Annotated in this window: 17 protein-coding genes; 10 read left to right on the forward strand and 7 right to left on the reverse strand. The window is 71.9% G+C overall.

Translation table 11 applies throughout. The features are described 5' to 3' along the window. Positions 1 to 161 precede the first annotated feature (161 nt). The 3 genes from OOJ98_RS28080 to OOJ98_RS28090 all read left to right on the forward strand — a co-directional run bounded on the left by OOJ98_RS28080 (position 162) and on the right by OOJ98_RS28090 (position 5,343). Positions 162 to 2,369: an RICIN domain-containing protein gene (locus OOJ98_RS28080; RefSeq protein WP_323177943.1), complete on the forward strand. Its 2,208-nt coding sequence runs from the start codon at positions 162 to 164 to the stop codon at positions 2,367 to 2,369. 146 nt (positions 2,370 to 2,515) lie between these two features. Beyond that, entirely contained in the window at positions 2,516 to 3,961 is a 1,446-nt protein-coding gene (locus tag OOJ98_RS28085) for a glyceraldehyde-3-phosphate dehydrogenase (protein WP_267057838.1), read from the forward strand. Between the two features lie 149 nt (positions 3,962 to 4,110). Then, on the forward strand, positions 4,111 to 5,343 hold the full coding sequence (locus OOJ98_RS28090; RefSeq protein ID WP_267057839.1) for a PP2C family protein-serine/threonine phosphatase: 1,233 nt from the start codon (positions 4,111 to 4,113) through the stop codon (positions 5,341 to 5,343). 112 nt (positions 5,344 to 5,455) lie between these two features. On the opposite strand, the gene OOJ98_RS28095 is transcribed toward OOJ98_RS28090, so the two are convergent. The 4 genes from OOJ98_RS28095 to OOJ98_RS28110 all read right to left on the reverse strand — a co-directional run bounded on the left by OOJ98_RS28095 (position 5,456) and on the right by OOJ98_RS28110 (position 7,597). Beyond that, positions 5,456 to 5,611 carry a DUF6131 family protein gene (locus OOJ98_RS28095; protein WP_267057840.1) on the reverse strand — a complete coding sequence of 52 codons (156 nt, stop codon included), beginning with the start codon at positions 5,609 to 5,611 and terminating at the stop codon, positions 5,456 to 5,458. Between the two features lie 123 nt (positions 5,612 to 5,734). Beyond that, positions 5,735 to 6,127 carry a hypothetical protein gene (locus OOJ98_RS28100; protein ID WP_267057841.1) on the reverse strand — a complete coding sequence of 131 codons (393 nt, stop codon included), beginning with the start codon at positions 6,125 to 6,127 and terminating at the stop codon, positions 5,735 to 5,737. Positions 6,128 to 6,194: 67 nt separating this feature from the next. Beyond that, positions 6,195 to 6,566, reverse strand: a complete 372-nt coding sequence (locus OOJ98_RS28105) for a VOC family protein (RefSeq protein WP_267057842.1) — start codon at positions 6,564 to 6,566, stop codon at positions 6,195 to 6,197. Between the two features lie 65 nt (positions 6,567 to 6,631). Then, positions 6,632 to 7,597 carry an LLM class F420-dependent oxidoreductase gene (locus OOJ98_RS28110; RefSeq protein WP_267057843.1) on the reverse strand — a complete coding sequence of 322 codons (966 nt, stop codon included), beginning with the start codon at positions 7,595 to 7,597 and terminating at the stop codon, positions 6,632 to 6,634. Positions 7,598 to 7,794: 197 nt separating this feature from the next. Here OOJ98_RS28110 and OOJ98_RS28115 point away from each other — a divergent pair, with 197 nt between their 5' ends. Continuing rightward, positions 7,795 to 8,013, forward strand: coding sequence for a hypothetical protein (locus OOJ98_RS28115; protein WP_267057844.1), 219 nt, complete (start codon positions 7,795 to 7,797; stop codon positions 8,011 to 8,013). Between the two features lie 104 nt (positions 8,014 to 8,117). Continuing rightward, positions 8,118 to 8,792 (forward strand): HAD family hydrolase, encoded by a 675-nt coding sequence (locus tag OOJ98_RS28120; protein ID WP_267057845.1) that lies wholly within the window; start codon positions 8,118 to 8,120, stop codon positions 8,790 to 8,792. 153 nt (positions 8,793 to 8,945) lie between these two features. On the opposite strand, the gene OOJ98_RS28125 is transcribed toward OOJ98_RS28120, so the two are convergent. Further along, positions 8,946 to 9,143 (reverse strand): hypothetical protein, encoded by a 198-nt coding sequence (locus OOJ98_RS28125; RefSeq protein ID WP_267057846.1) that lies wholly within the window; start codon positions 9,141 to 9,143, stop codon positions 8,946 to 8,948. Positions 9,144 to 9,213: 70 nt separating this feature from the next. Beyond that, positions 9,214 to 10,167: an LLM class F420-dependent oxidoreductase gene (locus tag OOJ98_RS28130; protein ID WP_267057847.1), complete on the reverse strand. Its 954-nt coding sequence runs from the start codon at positions 10,165 to 10,167 to the stop codon at positions 9,214 to 9,216. Between the two features lie 283 nt (positions 10,168 to 10,450). On the opposite strand from OOJ98_RS28130, the gene OOJ98_RS28135 reads away from it, so the two are divergent. The 5 genes from OOJ98_RS28135 (at position 10,451) to OOJ98_RS28155 (ending at position 18,257) form a co-directional block, all read left to right on the forward strand. Beyond that, a complete protein-coding gene (locus OOJ98_RS28135) occupies positions 10,451 to 13,576 on the forward strand; it encodes an FAD-binding and (Fe-S)-binding domain-containing protein (RefSeq protein WP_267057848.1) in 3,126 nt (1,041 codons plus the stop codon). Positions 13,577 to 13,643: 67 nt separating this feature from the next. Then, positions 13,644 to 15,452 carry a thiamine pyrophosphate-requiring protein gene (locus OOJ98_RS28140; RefSeq protein WP_267057849.1) on the forward strand — a complete coding sequence of 603 codons (1,809 nt, stop codon included), beginning with the start codon at positions 13,644 to 13,646 and terminating at the stop codon, positions 15,450 to 15,452. Further along, a complete protein-coding gene (locus tag OOJ98_RS28145) occupies positions 15,449 to 16,576 on the forward strand; it encodes an enolase C-terminal domain-like protein (protein ID WP_267057850.1) in 1,128 nt (375 codons plus the stop codon). Before OOJ98_RS28140 ends, OOJ98_RS28145 begins: the two co-directional genes overlap by 4 nt. A gap of 53 nt (positions 16,577 to 16,629) precedes the next feature. Beyond that, complete coding sequence (locus OOJ98_RS28150) at positions 16,630 to 17,640, forward strand: SDR family oxidoreductase (protein ID WP_267057851.1); 1,011 nt, start codon at positions 16,630 to 16,632, stop codon at positions 17,638 to 17,640. Between the two features lie 83 nt (positions 17,641 to 17,723). After that, positions 17,724 to 18,257 carry a type 1 glutamine amidotransferase domain-containing protein gene (locus OOJ98_RS28155; RefSeq protein WP_267057852.1) on the forward strand — a complete coding sequence of 178 codons (534 nt, stop codon included), beginning with the start codon at positions 17,724 to 17,726 and terminating at the stop codon, positions 18,255 to 18,257. Positions 18,258 to 18,332: 75 nt separating this feature from the next. Here OOJ98_RS28155 and OOJ98_RS28160 read toward each other — a convergent pair whose 3' ends face one another. Beyond that, a complete protein-coding gene (locus OOJ98_RS28160) occupies positions 18,333 to 18,869 on the reverse strand; it encodes an ATP-binding protein (protein ID WP_267057853.1) in 537 nt (178 codons plus the stop codon). Positions 18,870 to 19,071 lie beyond the last annotated feature (202 nt).

Consider the following 19,071-nt stretch of genomic DNA (forward strand, 5'->3'; position numbering starts at 1 on the left):
TCCTGGCGCGGCGACAAAAGTCCAAGTCCGGCCGACGGTTGTCCGTGGACGCCGCCCGGCACGGTGCACAGACTGCGCAGCACGCGGGCGTCCTCCTCGCCGGCGCGCCGTTCCCCGCTCCCACATCCGTGGGCCGTCACAGCGTCACAGAAGGAGCGCCCGTGTCCTCCCCCACCTTCAGAGCAGTCGCCGCGGCCGTCGGAGCCGCGGCCCTGGCCCTGGCCGCCGCGGTGGCTCCGCCCGCCGCGGCCGCGCCCCCGGCCGCGACGTACACCATCGGCGTCGGATCGCCCGTGCCGTACACCCACCCCACGGACACGCCCGCCTCGGCCTACACCGACAAGGACGGCACCTTCTACTTCCAGCAGTCGGCCGCCCTGTACGGGGCGAAGGACCCCCGGTACTGGGACTTCTTCACCGGCACCGACATGGACAGCGCCTCCCGGTCGAGCGCCGTCAGCGACGCGGTGAACCCCGCCAACCCCTCCGACAAGAACAACGACACGACCTGGCGCTGCAACAACAGCCCCACCGGTGTCGAGGCGAGCAATGCCGTCGGCAACGCGGGGTACTCGCAGAAGAACTACTGCGACCTCTCCGGAATGTGGGTCGACCCGGACACCGGCGACTGGTACGGGCTCGTCCACAACGAGTTCACCCCGGCGCCGTTCTCCGACGGCATCCACTTCGACGCGATCGACTACGCGGTCTCGAAGGACCAGGGCCGCACCTGGACCATCAAGGACCACGCCATCACCTCGCCGTACAGCACCAAGCGCGGCGACACCACGCAGTTCCCGAACGAGACGTACTCCTACGGGGACGGCGACCAGCGGCTCTTCGTCGACACGGCGTCGGGCTACTTCTACGTCTACTACGGCTCGCGCATCGTCGCGAAGGGCGGGAACTGGCAGGACAGCCTCGCGCACGTCGCCCGCGCCCCCATCTCTTCGAAGATGGCGCGCGGTTCCTGGCAGAAGTGGTACGACGGGCACTGGTCGCAGCCGGGCGTGGGCGGCCTGGAGAGCAACATGGTGCCGGTCGACGCCGCCGGCTCCACCGGGTACACACCGGTCGCGGGCGACTACGACCCGGCCCACGCCGGCACGGTGGCCCAGCAGATCGCGGCGGGTCAACTGCCTCCCAAATCACCGCTGTTCGTCATGAACATCACCTACAACGCCTACCTGGGCCTCTACATCGGAGAGCCCGAGGCGGTGAACGGAACGGCGCCGCAGCGCATCTACGCCACCGACGACCTCACGAGCCAGAAGTGGCACCTGCTGGGTGACACCGGCGGTTACACCAACAACTCGTGGTACCGCTGGTTCCTCGACGGCGCCAACCGCACCAACTCCACCATCGTCGGCAAGACCTTCAGGTCGTACTGCTCCATCGAATGCCACGGCGGCTCCGACGGTGAGTACGTGGACATCACGGTGGACACCTCCGCGCCCGCCGCGCCCCCGGTCGACGTCACCAAGAGCTACCGCATCGGCAGCGGCGACGGCCGGGTCCTCGCGCAGGCCGCCGACGGGGCATCGGTCACCTCCCTCGCGGCGCCCACCGGGTCCGCCGGGGAGTCCTGGGTGTTCACCGCCGACGGCGACGGCTCGTACCGCATCGCTGCCGCGGCCGGCGGCAAGCTCCTCGGCGTCCCCGCCACCTCCAAGGCCGGGCGGGCCTGGGGCGCGAAGCCCGTGCTGGCCGCCGCAGGGGCGGGCGGCCCCACGGTGGGACAGCAGTGGTTCGTCGTGCCCGTCGCATCCACCGGCTCCTACCGGCTGGTGAACCGCTACAGCGGGCTCGTGCTCGGCCTGTCCGCGAAGGCCGGCCGGCCCGCCGAGACCACCCCCACCCGGAGCTGGAGCGACACCACGGGCAGCGCGGTCGGCGGCGCGCGCACCGCCGCCGAGCAGACGCTCGCGCTCACCGCCACCGGCCCGGCCACCGGCGGGTCCCCCGACGGCACCCACACCCTCACGGCCTCGGGCAAGGCCCTCGACGACCCGGGCCACTCGACGGAGCAGGGGACCCAGCTGATCACCTGGAGCCCGAACGCGGGCGCCAACCAGAACTGGGTCCTCACCCGGCAGCCCGACGGCAGCTACCAGCTCGTCAACGGCGAGTCGAAGCTCTGCGCCGATGTGACCGCGAGCTCACGCTCCGCCGGAGCCGCGGTGATCCAGTGGGCCTGCACCGGAGGCGCCAACCAGCACTGGACGGTGACCGCCACGGCCGACGGCCGCTACACCATCGCGTCGAAGGTCAGCGGGCTGCTCCTCACGACCGCCTCGACGGGCGACGGAGCACTGGTCACCCAGCAGCCCGACACGGGCTCCGCGCTGCAGCGCTGGACCCTCGGCTGAGGCCCCGGGGCCCGGCCGCCGCGCGGAGCGCCGCTGCGGCCGGACCCCACCCTCCCACCCGGCGTTTCCCTCAAGGTGGACCGCTTGAACGATCAAAAGTCGCGCGGGTTAGCATATGAGCGCCGCCTAGCTCGAAAGATGAACCCGTGACTGTCAATGACGACTCGTTCACCAACTGGAAAAACCGCGAGGAAATCGCGGAGTCGATGATCCCCATCATCGGGAAGCTGCACCGGGAGCGGGACGTCACGATCCTGCTGCACAGCCGCTCCTTGGTGAACAAGTCGGTGGTCAGCCTCCTGAAGACCCACCGATTCGCCCGGCAGATAGCCGGGGAGGAGCTCTCGGTCACCGAGACGCTGCCCTTCCTCCAGGCGCTGACCACCCTCGATCTCGGCCCCTCCCAGATCGACATCGGCATGCTCGCCGCCACCTACAAGGCGGACGACCGCGGCCTCTCGGTCGAGGAGTTCACCGCCGACGCCGTCATCGGCGCGACCGGCGACAACAAGATCGAGCGCCGCGAGGGCCGCGACGTCGTCCTGTACGGCTTCGGCCGCATCGGCCGCCTCGTCGCCCGGCTGCTGATCGAGAAGGCCGGCTCGGGCAACGGCCTGCGGCTGCGCGCCATCGTCGTGCGGGGCGGCGGCGATGCCGACCTCGTCAAGCGGGCCTCGCTGCTGCGGCGCGACTCCATCCACGGCCAGTTCCAGGGCACCATCACGGTGGACGAGGCGACGAACACGATCGTCGCCAACGGCAACACCATCAAGGTGATCTACGCGAACGACCCGTCCGAGGTCGACTACACGGCGTACGGCATCAAGGACGCCATCCTCATCGACAACACGGGCAAGTGGCGCGACCGCGAGGGCCTGTCGAACCACCTGCGCCCCGGCATCGACAAGGTCGTCCTGACGGCCCCCGGCAAGGGCGACGTCCCCAACATCGTCCACGGCGTCAACCACGACACCATCAAGCCGGACGAGCAGATCCTGTCCTGCGCCTCCTGCACCACCAACGCGATCGTCCCGCCGCTGAAGGCGATGGCCGACGAGTACGGCGTGCTGCGCGGCCACGTGGAGACCGTCCACTCGTTCACCAACGACCAGAACCTCCTGGACAACTACCACAAGGCCGACCGCCGTGGCCGCTCCGCGCCGCTGAACATGGTCATCACCGAGACCGGTGCCGCCTCGGCCGTCGCCAAGGCGCTGCCCGACCTCAAGGCGCCGATCACCGGCAGCTCGATCCGGGTGCCCGTGCCGGACGTGTCGATCGCCATCCTGAGCCTGCGCCTGGGCCGCGAGACCACCCGCGAAGAGGTCCTCGACCACCTCCGCGACGTGTCGCTGCACTCGCCGCTGAAGCGCCAGATCGACTTCACGACCGCGCCCGACGCCGTCTCCATGGACTTCGTCGGCTCGCGCCACTCCTCGATCGTCGACGCAGGCGCCACCAAGGTCGACGGCGACAACGCGATCCTCTACCTCTGGTACGACAACGAGTTCGGCTACTCCTGCCAGGTCATCCGCGTCGTCCAGCACGTCTCCGGCGTCGAGTACCCGACCTACCCGGTGCCGGCGCTCTGACCTGAGCGGCCCACCGGCCCGAAGAGCAACCGGATGCGACGGCATCCGGTTGCCCTTCCGTCGTACCGGCCGGTCCGGCGGGCCCGCTCGCCCGATGCCGCCTATCGTGAAGAGCACAAGATCCGAAGCGGCGTCGCGCGGGCAGGTGCATGGTGAACGGGTCCGGCATCCACTACGAGGCGGTGTTCCGGGCCCTGCCCGCCCCGGTGGCCCTGCTCACCACCGACCTCGTCTACGCCGACGTCAACGTCGCCTTCACCGCGCTGACGGGCCGGTCGCGCGAACAGCTCGTCGGCAAGTACATCTTCGACGTCTTCCCCGACAACCCCGGCGACGCGGACGCGAGCGGGATGCGCAACCTCGAAGCGTCGCTGCGCCGGGTGGCGGCCACCGGTGAGCGCGACACCATGGCGCTGCAGCGCTACGACGTGGAGGACCCCACAGGCTCCGGGGTGTGGGAGGAGCGGTACTGGAGCCCCGTCAACACCCCCGTGCTGGGGCCCGGCGGCGAGGTGGCCCTGATCCTGCACCGGGTGGAGGAGGTCACCGAGCTGATCCGCGGCCGGGCCGCCGCGGCGGGCGGGGACCGGGCCAGGGTCCTGGAGGCCGAGCTGTACAGCAGGGCGCGTGAGCTGCAGGAAGTGAACGAGCGGCTGCGCCAGTCGCACGCGAGGGAACACGAGGTCGCCCTGTCGTTGCAGGCCGCGATGCTGCCCGCGCCCGTTCCCCTGGGGCGGCGCAACGCCGCCGTGCGCTACCGGCCGGCCGTCGGCGCCCTGAACGTGTGCGGCGACTGGTACGACCTGGCCGAACTGCCCGACGACCGGCTCGCCGTCGCCGTCGGTGACGTGGTCGGGCACGGGCTCGCCGCCGCCGGGGTCATGGGGCAGCTGCGGAGCGCCCTGAGCGCGGCCTCCCGGGTGGCGCAGGGGCCGGGCCGCGCCCTCGACGTGCTCGGCCTGTACGCGCGCTCGGTGGAGGGCGCCGAGTCGAGCACCGCGTTCCTGGCCGTCGTGGACTGGGCCGACCGGACCGTCGCGTACAGCAGTGCGGGCCATCCGCCCGCGGCGCTCGTGCATCCGGACGCGACGGTGGAGTTCCTCGACGGGGCGACCGACCCTCCGCTCGGGGCCCGCCCCGAACATGTCGACCGGCCGCAGGCCACGGCCGCCTTCACGGCGGGGGCGAGTCTCGTCCTCTACACCGACGGGCTCGTCGAACGCCGCGACGAGGACATCGAGACCAGCCTCCAGCGGCTCGCCGGCTCGCTCACCCGCCATCACGGCGCGGGTCCGGAGCTCCTCGCCGACGCCGTGCTCGCCGACCTGCTCCCGACCGGGGGCGCCACCGACGACACGGCCCTGATCGTCATCGGCCTCTGACCGGCCGTGGGCCCCTCACCTCGCGCGCGCCCCGGGGACCGTGCCGCTCAGTGGCGGTCGGGTCCCCGGGGCGCCTCTTGTGCGACGGATGGAGTGCATCCGCTCCGGGCCGTTACCAGTAGTGCCGCCGTCCACCGACCGCGTGACCCACGGCTCCCAGGATCCACAGGATGACGCCCAGGACGACGAGGATGACGCCGATGGTCCACAGGATGGATATGCCGGCCACGAAGCCGACAACCAGCAGGATGACTCCGAGGACGATCATGATGTCCTCCGCTCTCGTGGAAGGGTTCCCGCTCTTGTACCAGAGTAGGTCCGTGTGGCCGATCGGGGACCTTTCCCGCACGAGATGGGCCTTCCCGGGGCCCCGGGGGCCGGGCGGGGCCGTCTAGGCGTTGGTCAGGCGGAGCTGGACGTCGACCTCCTGGTCGCCGGCCGACGTGCCCGCGGCCTCCACCGTGAAGGCGGCGGCCAGCGTCTTGCGCAGCCGGTCCACCGCCACCGGGCCGCCCTGGAGGTCGGCGGTGACGGGTCCCGCGAGGAGCACCCCCGCCACCTCGCCGGGGGCGTGGTCGACGCAGAAGCTGCCGGTCCAGGCCGCGGGCTGCGGGCTCTCGTCGCGATGGGGCACGACGCCTTCGCGGTCGGAGGTGAAGTGCGAGCCGAGGACCTCGAAGACGGCGTCGGCGTCGGCCGCGGAGCACTCGCCGAGCATGACGTGCACCAGGTCGGGGGAGTCGGCTCCGTTGTCGGGGGCGGCCGGGGAAGATGTGTCGTTCACGCTGTTCTCCGTGCTCGTTGATGTCCGGGTTCCGGCCTTCCGGTGGTCCGGGCCGGCGGATGTGGGCTCAGGTCCGGCAGAGGCAGAAGGGGTGGCCCGCCGGGTCCGCGTACACCCGGTAGCCGCGCTTGCCGCCGCCGTCGTCGAGATCGAGCGGGGTCGCTCCCAGGGAGAGGACCTGCTGCTCGGCCGCGTCGATGTCCTGGACGTCGAAGTCCAGGTGCAGCTGCTGGGAGTTGCGGTCGCCGCGCGGCCACTCCGGCGGTGTCAGGCCCGGCGCGCGCTGGAAGGCGACGCGGTGGCCGCCGGGTGCGTACAGGTCGTACCAGTCGTCGCCGTTGCTCGTCACCTCCCCGCCGAGGACCGCGGCGTAGAACGCGGCCAGCGCCTCGGGGTCGGGGCAGTCCAGGGCCACGAGGCTGTACGTCGCGATGGCCATGCCGGTCTCCTCCATGTCGTAACGTCCGGTGGCGTACGCGGTGAGATGCCGTACGCCGTGTGCGGTCAGAGCTCGCGCAGCGCGGGCAGCAGCTTCTTCTCGGCCCAGTCGATGAAGGGGCGCTGGTGTTCCCCGCCGATCTGGACGAGGGCGATCTCGGTGAACCCGGCCTCGGCGTAGGGGCGTACGGCCTCGACGAACGCGGAGACGTCGTCGCCGCACGGGATGGCGTCCGCCACGTCCGCACGGGTCACGAAGCTCGTCGCGCCCTCGAAGCCGGAGGGGCCCGGGAGTTCGGAGTTGACCGGCCAGCCGCCCATCGCCCAGCGGAACTGGTCGTGGGCGCGGGCGATCGCCGCGTCCCGGTCGGTGTCGAAGCAGACGGGCAGCTGTCCGACGCGGGGCTTGCCCCGGCCGCCGTGCCGCTCGAAGGAGTCGATGAGCTCCTTCTTCGGCTCGGTGGCGATCACGAGATCGGCGAGCCGGCCCGCCAGTTCGCAGGAGCGCTCGCCCGACACCGCGATGCCGATCGGCGGCAGCTCGTCGGGCAGGTCCCACAGGCGGGCGTCGCTCACGTCGAAGTACGTGCCCTGGTGGTTGACGTTGCCGCCGTCGAAGAGCGCCCGGATGATGTCGACGGCCTCCTCCAGCATGCCGAGGCGCACCTTCGGGGCGGGCCAACCGGCGCCCGTCACATGCTCGTTGAGGTTCTCGCCGGAACCGAGGCCCAGGCGGAACCGCCCTTCGGACAGGAGCTGCATCGTGGCGGCCTTCTGTGCCACGACCGCCGGGTGGTAGCGGACCGTGGGGCAGGTCACGTACGTCATGAGGGGGATCCGGCTGGTGGCCTGCGCCGCCGCGCCGAGCACGCTCCACGCGTAGGGGGCGTGTCCCTGCGACTTCAGCCACGGGAAGTAGTGGTCGGAGGTGACGGAGAAGTCGAAGCCGGCGCGCTCGGCCGCGACCACGTCGTCGACGAGGGCGCGGGGGCCCGCCTGCTCTGTCATCATCGTGTAGCCGATTTGCACCATATGTCACCCTTTTCCGATCCGCTGCGGCCAAAACCTCCGCCCCCGCCGCGTACGGCCGCCGGCTCGCCGCGTACCCGCCGGCGCGGGACGTACGCGGCCAGGATGCCCCCCGTGGACGACTTCCGCCCGACATGTTTCGACCGCGCTCTCCGGGCAACCCGGTCCAGGCAGACCCGTCTCCCGTGCAAGGAGTTGTCGTGGTCCTCATAGCCGTTTTCCTGCCCGCGCTGATGCTGATGGTCCTCGTGGCGCTCGCCAGGTACGAAGAGCTCATGCTGGGCGGGGACGAACCCGCGGAGACACCGAACGGCCGCCATCTGGTCGCGGTGCCCGACCTCCCGGAGGCCGGGACGCCGGAGCCGGACCGGGTGCGGCCGTACGGGGCCGCCGTCGCGCAGGACCGGCCTGCGGCGTAGGGCACGAGCCGCCCGCGGATGTCGGGCGCGGCGGATCACGGCATGATCGGCAGTGGAGCGGAACCCGAGACGGAACCCGAGCACGGAACGAAAGGCCTTGACGCATGGCACGTGCGGCCCTGTTCGACGTCGACGGAACCCTCGTCGACACCAACCATCTGCACGTGGTCACCTGGTGGGAGGCGTTCCACCAGGCAGGGCACGACGTGACGATGCACGACATCCACCGCGCCGTCGGCCTCGGCTCCGACGACCTCATCGGGCACCTGCTCGGCGACGACCGGGACAAGGACCAGGACGACACCCTGAGCGCCGCCCACACCGCCCTGTACGGGACCTACTTCGAGCGCCTGCCCTCCCTCGACGGCGCCCGCCGCCTCCTGCGCGAACTCGCCGGGCGGGGATGGCGCGTCGTGCTGGCCACATCGGCGGGCGGGCCCGAACTGAAGGCGCTGCGGCGCGCCATCGACGCCGACGACGTCATCGCGGGCGTCGCGAGCGCCGACGACGTCAGCGCCGGCAAGCCCGCCCCCGAGCCCGTCGAGCGGGCCCTGGAACTGGCCGAGGCCAAGGCCGCCGAGGCGGTGTTCGTGGGGGACACGGTCTGGGACATGAAGGCGGCGACGGCGGCCGGTGTACGCGCCGTCGCGCTGCTCGCCGGCGGGATCGCCCGCGCGGACCTGGAGGAGGCCGGCGCGCTGGCCGTGTACGGGGACCCGGCGGAGCTCCTGTCCCGCCTGGACACCAGCATCTTCGCCCAGATGGAACGCGAGGACTGAGCGCGAGGACTGGGCACGAGGACCCTGCACGAGGACTGGATACGAGGACTCAGTACGCCGTACGCGTGTGACCGTACGGAGCGCCGAAGGGCGCCTGCCGGGGGAGTGGTCCCCGGACAGGCGCCCTTCGGCGCTCCGCGTGCGGCGGGCCGCTCAGTCGTCCGACGCCTCTTCCTGCGCCTCCTCGCTCGGCGACAGCGCGTCTCCGGCCTCGCCGTCGTGCTCGTCCTCGCGCCCCGCCCGCCTGGGGTCGCGCGTCTCCGCGTCCTCGAACTCCTTGAGGACCTCGTCGAGCGCCGTGTCCGGGTGGGACTCGGAGGAGCCGGTGTCCTGCTGGTGCGGGTGGGTCATGTCACTCCCGTGGTCGGTGCGTTGCTGCGGTGACGCTGTGGTGCGCGGGGTTCCCCGGACCGCGTCCGGTTCAGCCGAGCTGCGGCAGCACCTTGGTGCGGTAGAAGTCGAAGAACCCCTGCTGGTCCTTGCCGATCTGGTTGATGTAGACGGTGTCGAACCCCGCATCCACATACCCCTTGACCGCCGCCACATGAGCGTCCGGATCAGGTCCGCAGGTGACGTTCGCGCGGACCCGCTCCGGTGTGACCAGCTCGGAGGCCTGCTCGAAGTGGGCCGGAGTCGGCAGGATCTGCGCCAGCTCGCCGGGCAGCTGCTCATTGGGCCACAGCCGGTGCGCGGTGCGCAGCGCCTCGTCCTCGTCCGTGTCCCAGCACACCTTGAGCCCGGCCATCACCGGCTTGCTGCCGCCGCCGCTGCGCCGGAACCGCTCGATCGACGCGGCATCGGGCGCCATGGTGATGAAGCCGTCCCCGATCCGTCCCGCGACCTCCGCGGCGAGCGGCCCGAAGGCCGAGACGTCGATGGGCACCGGCTCGTCGGGCACTGTGTAGAGCCGGGCGTTCTCCACCGTGTAGTGCTTGCCGTGGTGGCTGACCTGTTCGCCGGTGAAGAGCTGGCGCATCACCCGGACGGCTTCCTCCAGCATCTCCAGACGTACCGCGGCCTCCGGCCAGGGGTCGCCCAGGATGTGCTCGTTGAGGGCCTCACCGCTGCCGATGCCCAGCCGGAAGCGCCCGTCGAGCTGGACCGCGCTGGTCGCCGCCGCCTGGGCGACGACGGCCGGGTGCATCCGCGTGATCGGGCACGTCACGGCGGTCTCCACCGGGAGCGAGACCGCCTGCGAGAGCGCCCCGATCACCGACCAGACGAACGGGCTCTGCCCCTGCTCGCCGTTCCACGGGTGGTAGTGGTCGGAGATCCACAGCGAGGTGAATCCGGCCTGCTCGGCCATCCGGGCCTGCTCCACCAGCTCGGCTGGGGTGTGCTCCTCGCTGGAGAGGAAATAGCCGTACTCCGTCATCGGGGACTCCTCAAGGGGTGGCGGACGCGACGCATCTCCGTCCGGGTGGCCGGTGTACGCGCGGGGAAACCGCCCCGGGGCCACGACTTCGGCGGCGCGCGGGGCCCGTCCCTCGTCACCCTAGGCGCGGCCCACCCCCGCCGCACGTGCGACAAGGGGGTGAGGGCCGAGTGGCGGGGGCGGTCCACCTCGGGTAGCCGTAGGGAGGGTGTGGGCACCCGGCTCACGGGTACTCGCGGGACGCGTGGGAGCGACGGCGACTACGGAAAGTGGAGTGATGCACATGCCCGACAGCGCCGCTTCGGCCGGCCGTGGAGCGGATGTGCGAAGGGCAGCGGTGGACTCGGACCACTCGTCTCCCGGCGGGACCGATCTCGACGCCCCCGCCCTCGAACGCGCTCTGCGTGCGCGCGTCGACGGCGAAGTCCGGTTCGACGCGGGCAGCCGGGCGGCCTACAGCACCGACGGCTCCAACTACCGGCAGGTCCCGATCGGCGTCGTGGTGCCGCGCTCGGTCGACGCCGCCGTCGAGGCGGTCGCGGTGTGCGCCGAGTTCGGCGCGCCCGTCCTGTCGCGCGGGGGAGGCACGAGCCTGGCGGGCCAGTGCACCAACACGGCGGTCGTCATCGACTGGACCAAGTACTGCCACACCCTGGTCTCGGTCGACCCGGTCGCGCGCACCTGTGTCGTGGAACCCGGCCTCGTCCTCGAGGAACTCAACCGCCAACTCGCCCCGCACCAGCTCAAGTTCGGCCCCAAGCCCTCGACCCACAGTCATTGCGCGCTCGGCGGGATGATCGGGAACAACTCCTGCGGAGCCTCCGCCCAGGCCTACGGCAAGACCGTCGACAACGTACGCCGCCTCGAAGTGCTCACCTACGACGGCACCCGGATGTGGGTCGGCCCCACCAGCGCCGAGGAGTTCGAGGCCGTCGTCGCCGAGGGAGGCCGGCGCGCCGAGATCTACCAGGGACTCAAGGACATCATCGACCGCAACCTGGCGGAGATCAGGCACGGCTACCCCAAGATCCCCCGCCGCGTCTCCGGCTACAACCTGGACTCGCTGCTGCCGGAGAACGACTTCGACCTGGCGCGCGCCCTGGTCGGCAGCGAAGGCACCCTCGTGACGGTGCTCCACGCCGAACTCGACCTCGTGCCCGTACCGCCCAACGACGCGATCCTCGTCCTCGGCTACCCCGACATCTGCGCCGCCGCCGACGACGTGCCCCGCCTCCTGGAACACAGCTCACCGGCCCAACTGGAAGCCCTGGACGGGCGGATGGCGCAGCTCATGCGCGAGGAGCACGCCTACCTCGCCTCCCTTGAGAACTTCCCCGAGGGCGAGAGCTGGCTGCTCGTGCAGTTCACCGGCGACAGCCAGGACGACGTCGACGGACAGGCCCAGGCCCTGCTGCGGGCGCTCGGCCGCAACGAGAAGGACCCCTCGGTGGCGTTCTCCGACGACACCGCGCGCGAGCAGGAGATGCTCAAAGCCCGCGAGGCCGGGCTCGGCGTGACCGCCCGGCCGCCCGACGAACGCGAGACGTGGGAGGGCTGGGAGGACTCCGCGGTGCCGCCCGAGCGCCTCGGCGACTATCTGCGCTCCCTCAAGGCGCTGTTCGAGGAGTTCGACTACGACCACCCCTCGCTGTACGGCCACTTCGGCCAGGGCTGTGTGCACACCCGGATCCCGTTCGGCCTGAAGACCGCCGAAGGGGTGGCCGACTTCCGCCGATTCCTGTTCCGGGCGGCCGACCTGGTGGCGTCCTTCGGGGGTTCGCTGTCGGGGGAGCACGGCGACGGGCAGGGCCGGGGCGAGCTGCTGGTCCGCATGTTCGGCGAGCCGCTGGTCACCGCGTTCGGCGAGGTCAAAGCGGTGTTCGACCCCACCGGGCGGATGAACCCGGGCAAGGTGGTGGACCCGTACCGCACCGACGAGAACCTGCGGCTCGGCCCGCTCTGGCGGCCCCGGCCGCTCGACACCCACTTCGCCTACCCGCACGACAAGGGATCCTTCAACCAGGCCGTGCTGCGCTGCGTGGGCATCGGCAACTGCCGCACCCACTCCGGCGGCGTGATGTGCCCCTCCTACCGCGCCACCGGCGAGGAGGAGCACTCCACGCGCGGCCGCTCCCGGCTCCTGTTCGAGATGTTCGACGGCCACGCCGACTCGGCGGTCACCGACGGCTGGCGCTCCACCGCCGTCCACGACGCCCTCGACCTGTGCCTGGCCTGCAAGGGCTGCAAGTCGGACTGCCCGACCGGCGTCGACATGGCCACCTACAAGGCCGAGTTCCTCGCCCACCACTACGCCGGCCGCCCGCGCCCCGCCGCCCACTACTCGATGGGCTGGCTGCCGCTGTGGGCCCGCCTCTCCCGGCTCGCGCCCCGCGCCGTCAACGCGCTGGCGCGGGCCCCCTTCGTCGCCCGGCTCGGCAAACAGCTCGCCGGAGTGGCCCCCGAGCGCGAGGCGCCGGCCTTCGCCGAGGAGTCGTTCACCCAGTGGTGGGCCGGGCGCGGCCTGCCCGAACCCGATCCGGCCGACGCGCGGACCGTCGTCGTGTGGCCCGACACGTTCTCCACGTACTTCCACCCCGAGGTCGCCAAGTCGGCCGTACGGGTCCTGGAGAGCGCCGGATTCCACGTGGCCGTACCGGACCGGGCCGTCTGCTGCGGCCTCACCTGGATCTCCACCGGCCAGCTCACCACCGCCCAGCGCGTCCTGCGCCGCACCCTCGACGTCCTGCGGCCGTGGATCGAGGCCGGCACGCCCGTCGTCGGCCTGGAACCGTCGTGCACCGCCGTCTTCCGGGCCGACGCGCCCGAGCTGATGCCGGACGACGAGGACGTCAAGCGCCTCGCCCAGCAGTTCAAGACCTTGGCCGAGTTCCTGCTGCACCACGCGCCCGAGGGGTGGAAGCCTCCAACTCTGGCGCGCACGGCGCTCGTTCAGACCCACTGCCACCAGCACGCCGTCCTGAAGGACGACGCCGACCGCGAACTGATGCGCCGCATGGGCCTGGACGCGGACGTCCTCGACGAGGGCTGCTGCGGGCTCGCCGGCAACTTCGGGTTCGAGCGGGGCCACTACGACCTGTCCATGAAGATCGGCGAACAGGGCGTGCTGCCCGCCGTGCGGGGCGCCGCACCCAGCACCCTCGTCGTCGCCGACGGATTCAGCTGCCGCACCCAGATCGAGCAGGGCAACACCGGGCGCCGCGCCCTGCACCTCGCCGAAGCGCTGGCCCTGGGACTCGACGGGCCGCTGCCCGCCGACCATCCCGAGAAGCTCATCGCGCGCCCCGAACCCTCGCACCGGGACGCGGCCCTGGCCACCGCCACCGCGGGCCTCGCGCTCGGCGGCGGCATGGCCGCCCTCTACGCCTGGACCCGCCGTCGCCGCAGGTGACGCCGCGCCGCCCCGAGCGCCCCCACACACCACCCGACCGTGCAAGGCATCGCGAAAGGCAGCCCCCGTGTCCATCAAAGTCTCCGACTACGTCCTGAAGCGCCTGAGCGAGTGGGACGTCGAGCACGTCTTCGCCTACCCCGGCGACGGCATCAACGGCCTGCTCGCCGCCTGGGGGCGCGCCGAGAACAAGCCCCGGTTCATCCAGGCCCGGCACGAGGAGATGGCCGCCTTCGAAGCGGTCGGCTACGCCAAGTTCTCCGGCAAGGTCGGCGTCTGCGCGGCGACCTCGGGGCCGGGCGCGATCCACCTGCTCAACGGCCTGTACGACGCCAAGCTCGACCACGTGCCGGTCGTGGCGATCGTCGGCCAGACCAACCGCAGCGCCATGGGCGGCTCCTACCAGCAGGAAGTCGACCTCCTCAGCCTCTACAAGGACGTGGCCGGCGCGTACTGCGAGATGGTCACCGTCCCCGAGCAGCTGCCCAACGTCATCGACCGTGCGATGCGCGTCGCCCGCGCCCAGCGCACGGTGACCGCCGTCATCATCCCGGCCGACGTGCAGGAGCTCGACTACTCGCCGCCGCAGCACGCCTTCAAGATGGTCCCCTCCAGCCTGGGCATGGCCTCCTACGCCCCGGTCCCGGCGGACGACGACATCGCCCGCGCCGCCGAGGTGCTCAACGCCGGCGAGAAGGTCGCCATCCTCATCGGCCAGGGCGCCCGCAGCGCCCGCGCCGAGGTCGAGAAGATCGCCGACGTGCTCGGCGCGGGCGTCGCCAAGGCCCTGCTCGGCAAGGACGCGCTCCCCGACGACCTGCCGTACGTGACCGGCTCCATCGGCCTGCTCGGCACCCGCCCCAGCTACGAGATGATGCAGGACTGCGACACCCTGCTCGTCATCGGATCGAGCTTCCCCTACACCCAGTTCATGCCCGAACTCGACCAGGCCCGCGCGGTGCAGATCGACATCGACCCCCAGATGATCGGCCTGCGCTACCCCTTCGAGGTCAACCTGGTCGGCGACTCCGCCGGTACCCTCCAGCGCCTCCTGCCGCTCCTCAAGCGCAAGCAGCACGGCAAGTGGCGCAAGAAGATCGAGAAGGACACCGCGCGCTGGTGGGAGGTGATGGAGCGGCGCGCCGCGGTGGACGCCGACCCCATCAACCCCGAGCACGTGGTGCACGCACTCGACGCGCTGCTCCCCGACAACGTGATCCTGGCCGCCGACTCCGGCTCCGCCGCCAACTGGTACGCCCGCCACCTGCGGATGCGCGGCTCGATGCGGGGCTCGCTCTCCGGCACCCTCGCCACCATGGGGCCCGGCGTGCCGTATGTGATCGGCGCCAAGTTCGCCCACCCCGACCGCCCCGCCATCGCCATCGTCGGCGACGGAGCCATGCAGATGAACGGGCTCGCCGAACTGATCACGGCGGGCAAGTACTGGCAGGAGTGGAGCAACCCCAGCCTCATCGTCGCGGTCCTCAACAACCAGGACCTCAACCAGGTCACCTGGGAGATGCGCGCCATGTCGGGCGCCCCGCAGTTCCTGCCGTCGCAGTCCCTGCCGGACGTCGCCTACGCCGACTTCGCGCGCTCGATCGGCCTCGACGGCGTACGCGTGGAGAAGCCGGACGAGGTCGAGGGTGCCTGGCGGCAGGCGCTCGCCGCCGACCGGCCCTTCGTCATCGACTTCCGCACCGATCCGGCCGTGCCGCCGATCCCGCCGCACGCCTCCCTCGACCAGATCGAGGCCGCCGCCGCCTCCGTCCTCAAGGGCGACAGCGACCGCACCGGCATGATCCGCCAGGGCCTCAAGGCCAAGGTGCAGGAAATGCTCCCCGGCACCCGCCACCGCGACGGCGGCGACGCGTGACGACACCCGCGGCGCCCGGCGCCGGGCCGTCGGTCGACGGGGTGGAGGCGGCCGTGTACACACTGGCCACCGACGCCCCCGAGGCCGACGGCACCCTGGAGTGGGACCGGACCACCCTCGTCGTGGTCCACGTCCGCTCCGGCACCACCACCGGCCTCGGCTACGCCTACGGCGCGCCCGAGACCGCGGCGTACGTCCGCGGCCATCTGGCGCCCGTGGTCACCGGGCGCCGCGCCCTCGACGTGCCGGGCGCCAACGAGGCGATGACCCGCGCGGTCCGCAACGACGGCCGCCCCGGCCTGGTCGCCGGCGCGATCTCCGCCGTGGACATCGCCCTGTGGGACCTCAAGGCCCGGCTGCTCGGCGTTCCGCTGACCGGCCTGCTCGGCCAGGCCCGGACCGACGTGCCGGTCTACGGGAGCGGCGGGTTCACCACCTACGACGACCTGCGTCAGGACCGGCAGCTGCGGCACTGGGCCGAGGAGCGGGGCATCCCCCGGGTCAAGATCAAGATCGGTGAGTCGTGGGGCGGCGCGGAGCACCGCGACCGGGAGCGGATCGCCAAGGCCCGCGCCTCCATCGGCGACACCACCGAGCTGTACGTCGACGCCAACGGCGGCTACACCGTCAAACAGGCCGTGCGCCTGGCCCGCTTCCTCGACGACCACGGCGTCACCTGGTTCGAGGAGCCCGTCTCCTCCGACGACCTCGACGGTCTCGCCCGCGTCAGGTCCGCGAGCGCCGTCGACGTGGCCGCCGGCGAATACGGCTACACCCTCGCCTACTTCGGGCACATGCTCCGGGCCGGCGCGGTCGACTGCCTCCAGGCCGACGCGACCCGCTGCGGCGGACTCACCGTCTGGCTGCGGGCCGCCGCACTCGCCGAGGCGTTCGGCACGCAGATCTCCGGGCACTGCGCCCCGCACGCCCATGCCGCCGTCGCCGCGGCCGTGCCCAACCTGCGCCATCTGGAGTGGTTCCACGACCACGCCCGCATCGAATCCCTGTGGTTCGACGGCGCCCTCGACCCCGAGGGCGGCCACATCACCCCGGGCGCCGACGGCGCGCCGGGCCACGGACTGACGTTCAAGGCCACCGACGCCGAGCCCCACCGCGCCGGCTGACCCGGGCGGCGGCACCCTGCCGCCGCCCACCGCCGCGACCCGAAAGGAAGGCCATGCCCGAGACCGTCGTCATCACCGGAGCGAGCGCCGGCATCGGCCGCGCCACCGCCCGGCTCTTCGCCGAGCGAGGTGCCCACATCGCCCTGCTCGCCCGCGGCGAGGCCGGGCTCGACGCGGCCGCCGCGGAGGTCGAGGAACTCGGCGGGCGGGCCCTGGCCATCCCCGTCGACGTGGCCGACCCCGACCAGGTCGAGAAGGCAGCCGACGCGGCGGAGGCGGCCTTCGGCCCGATCGACGTGTGGGTCAACGTGGCCTTCACCTCGGTGTTCGCGCCGTTCGACGAGATCTCCGCGGACGAGTTCCGGCGGGTCACCGACGTCAGCTACCTCGGCTTCGTCCACGGCACACACACCGCACTGGCCCGCATGCTTCCCCGCGACCGGGGAACGATCGTGCAAGTCGGCTCCGCGCTCGGAGAGCGGTCCATTCCGCTGCAGTCCGCGTACTGCGGGGCCAAACACGCCGTGAACGGGTTCACCTCGTCCGTGCGCACCGAACTCCTCCACAACAAGAGCCATGTACGCATCACCGTCGTCCAGATGCCGGCCGTCAACACGCCCCAGTTCTCCTGGGTGCGGTCGCGGCTTCCCGGGCATCCACAACCCGTACCGCCGATCTACCAGCCGGAAGTCGCCGCGCGCGCCGTGCTGTTCGCCGCCGACCACCCCCGGCGCAAGCAGTACTACGTCGGCGCGTCCACGGTCGCCACCGTGTGGGCCAACCGCTTCGTGCCGGCCCTCCTCGACCGCTACCTCGCCCGGACCGGATACGGCTCGCAGCAGGCCGAGGACATGGCGCCGGAGACGGCGCGCGGCAACCTGTGGCAGCCCCTCGACAGGACGGCGGACGGCGACCACGGCGCGCACGGTGTCTTCGACGACCGGGCCCGTTCCCGTTCGTACCAGGCGATGACGGCGCACCACCCCGTCCTGGCCACCGGCACCGCCCTGGGCGCGCTGGCCGCAGCGGGATGGGCGGCGCGCCGCTACCTCAAGAAGACATGAACGCCTGCCCCATGAAGCCGCAGGACCCGCAGGACAGGAACCCCACCGCGAACGGCGCGGTGCACTCAGAAAGGAGCGACACCATGAAGGTGGCATTTCTCGTGGCGACGGAGGGCATCGAGCAGGTCGAACTGACCGAGCCCTGGAAGGCCGTGAAGGACGCGGGCCACACCCCGGAACTGGTCTCCACCGACTCGGGGCACGTCCAGGCCCTCAACCACCTGGACAAGGCCGACACGTTCCCGGTGGACCGCACGGTGAGCCAGGCCCGGCCGGACGACTACGACGCCCTGGTGCTGCCGGGCGGCGTCGCCAACCCCGACGCGCTGCGCATGGACGAGGACGCCGTCGCCTTCGCGAAGGGCTTCTTCGACCTGGGCAAGCCCGTGGCCGCGATCTGCCACGCGCCGTGGACGCTCGTCGAGGCGGGAGTCCTGGGCGGCCGCACCCTCACCTCATGGCCCAGCCTGCGCACCGACATCGCCAACGCGGGCGGCACCTGGGTCGACGAGCAGGTCAAGGTGTGCACCGGCGGCCCCAACACCCTGATCACCAGCCGCAAGCCGGACGACCTCAAGGCGTTCTGCGAGACCCTGATCGCTGAACTCGCGGCCTGACGCCCGCGGCGGCCGGCTCCGGGTACGGGGAATGCACCCCGCGCGGGGTGCATTCCCCGTACCCCGCCGAGAGCGTCAGGCGTCGCTGAGGCACCACTGCGCGGGGTGCGGGGCGAGCCCGTGGGCCGGAGTGTCCAGGGGCGGCAGCGCGGACACGCTCACGGTGGTGCTCAGGGTCGGCGTCGGCGGCAGCGGGCGCAGCGGGCGGAGCGCCTGGGGCTGGGCGGTGAGCGTGAACCAGACGACTTTGCCGTCGGGCGTCGGCTGGGTGCCCCAGCTGTCGCTGAGGTGGGCGATGAGGGCGAGGCCGCGACCGCGCTCCGCGAAGGGTTGCGGCCCTTGCAGTCGGGGCAGACGCGGATCGCCGTCCGCCACGGACGCGGCAAACTGCCCACGCGCCCACCGCAGTTCGAGCACACAGGGCCGGTCGCCCTCGGTATGCCGGTGGACGTTGGTGAGGAGTTCGCACACGCCGAGGCTGACGGGCTGGAGGATGTTCTCCAACCGCCAGTGGCGCAGATGAGCGGCGACGATGCGACGGACCTGCGGTATGCGGTCCGGCGTGGCGTGCAGGCTCAGGGTGTACTGGCGGGGACTGTCGTTGCTTACCACTACGGCTCCCTTGTCGGCGGGAGTGGCTCGCCGGCCACTCCCGCGTCCGCAACCACGCAAGGACTACTAAAAGTAGCCAGGTGAGCACAGCGCGGATTCCTCCAGCATGACCCGTACGGCGGCATCCGCAACACGAGCCGCCCCCGCCCCGGCGGGAACGGGGCGGGGGCGGCGCCGTCGGCCCGGCGCCTCCCGGCCCCGC

Source organism: Streptomyces sp. NBC_00083, assembly GCF_026343295.1.
Taxonomy (GTDB): domain Bacteria; phylum Actinomycetota; class Actinomycetes; order Streptomycetales; family Streptomycetaceae; genus Streptomyces.

Coding starts and splice junctions, on each gene's coding strand:
- OOJ98_RS28120 (WP_267057845.1), top strand. CDS start 8,118: ATGGCACGTGCGGCCCTGTTCGACGTCGACGGAACCCTCGTCGACACC.
- OOJ98_RS28150 (WP_267057851.1), top strand. CDS start 16,630: ATGCCCGAGACCGTCGTCATCACCGGAGCGAGCGCCGGCATCGGCCGC.
- OOJ98_RS28155 (WP_267057852.1), top strand. CDS start 17,724: ATGAAGGTGGCATTTCTCGTGGCGACGGAGGGCATCGAGCAGGTCGAA.
- OOJ98_RS28130 (WP_267057847.1), bottom strand. CDS start 10,167: ATGACGGAGTACGGCTATTTCCTCTCCAGCGAGGAGCACACCCCAGCC.
- OOJ98_RS28105 (WP_267057842.1), bottom strand. CDS start 6,566: ATGGCCATCGCGACGTACAGCCTCGTGGCCCTGGACTGCCCCGACCCC.
- OOJ98_RS28095 (WP_267057840.1), bottom strand. CDS start 5,611: ATGATCGTCCTCGGAGTCATCCTGCTGGTTGTCGGCTTCGTGGCCGGC.
- OOJ98_RS28125 (WP_267057846.1), bottom strand. CDS start 9,143: ATGACCCACCCGCACCAGCAGGACACCGGCTCCTCCGAGTCCCACCCG.
- OOJ98_RS28110 (WP_267057843.1), bottom strand. CDS start 7,597: ATGGTGCAAATCGGCTACACGATGATGACAGAGCAGGCGGGCCCCCGC.
- OOJ98_RS28135 (WP_267057848.1), top strand. CDS start 10,451: ATGCCCGACAGCGCCGCTTCGGCCGGCCGTGGAGCGGATGTGCGAAGG.
- OOJ98_RS28090 (WP_267057839.1), top strand. CDS start 4,111: ATGGTGAACGGGTCCGGCATCCACTACGAGGCGGTGTTCCGGGCCCTG.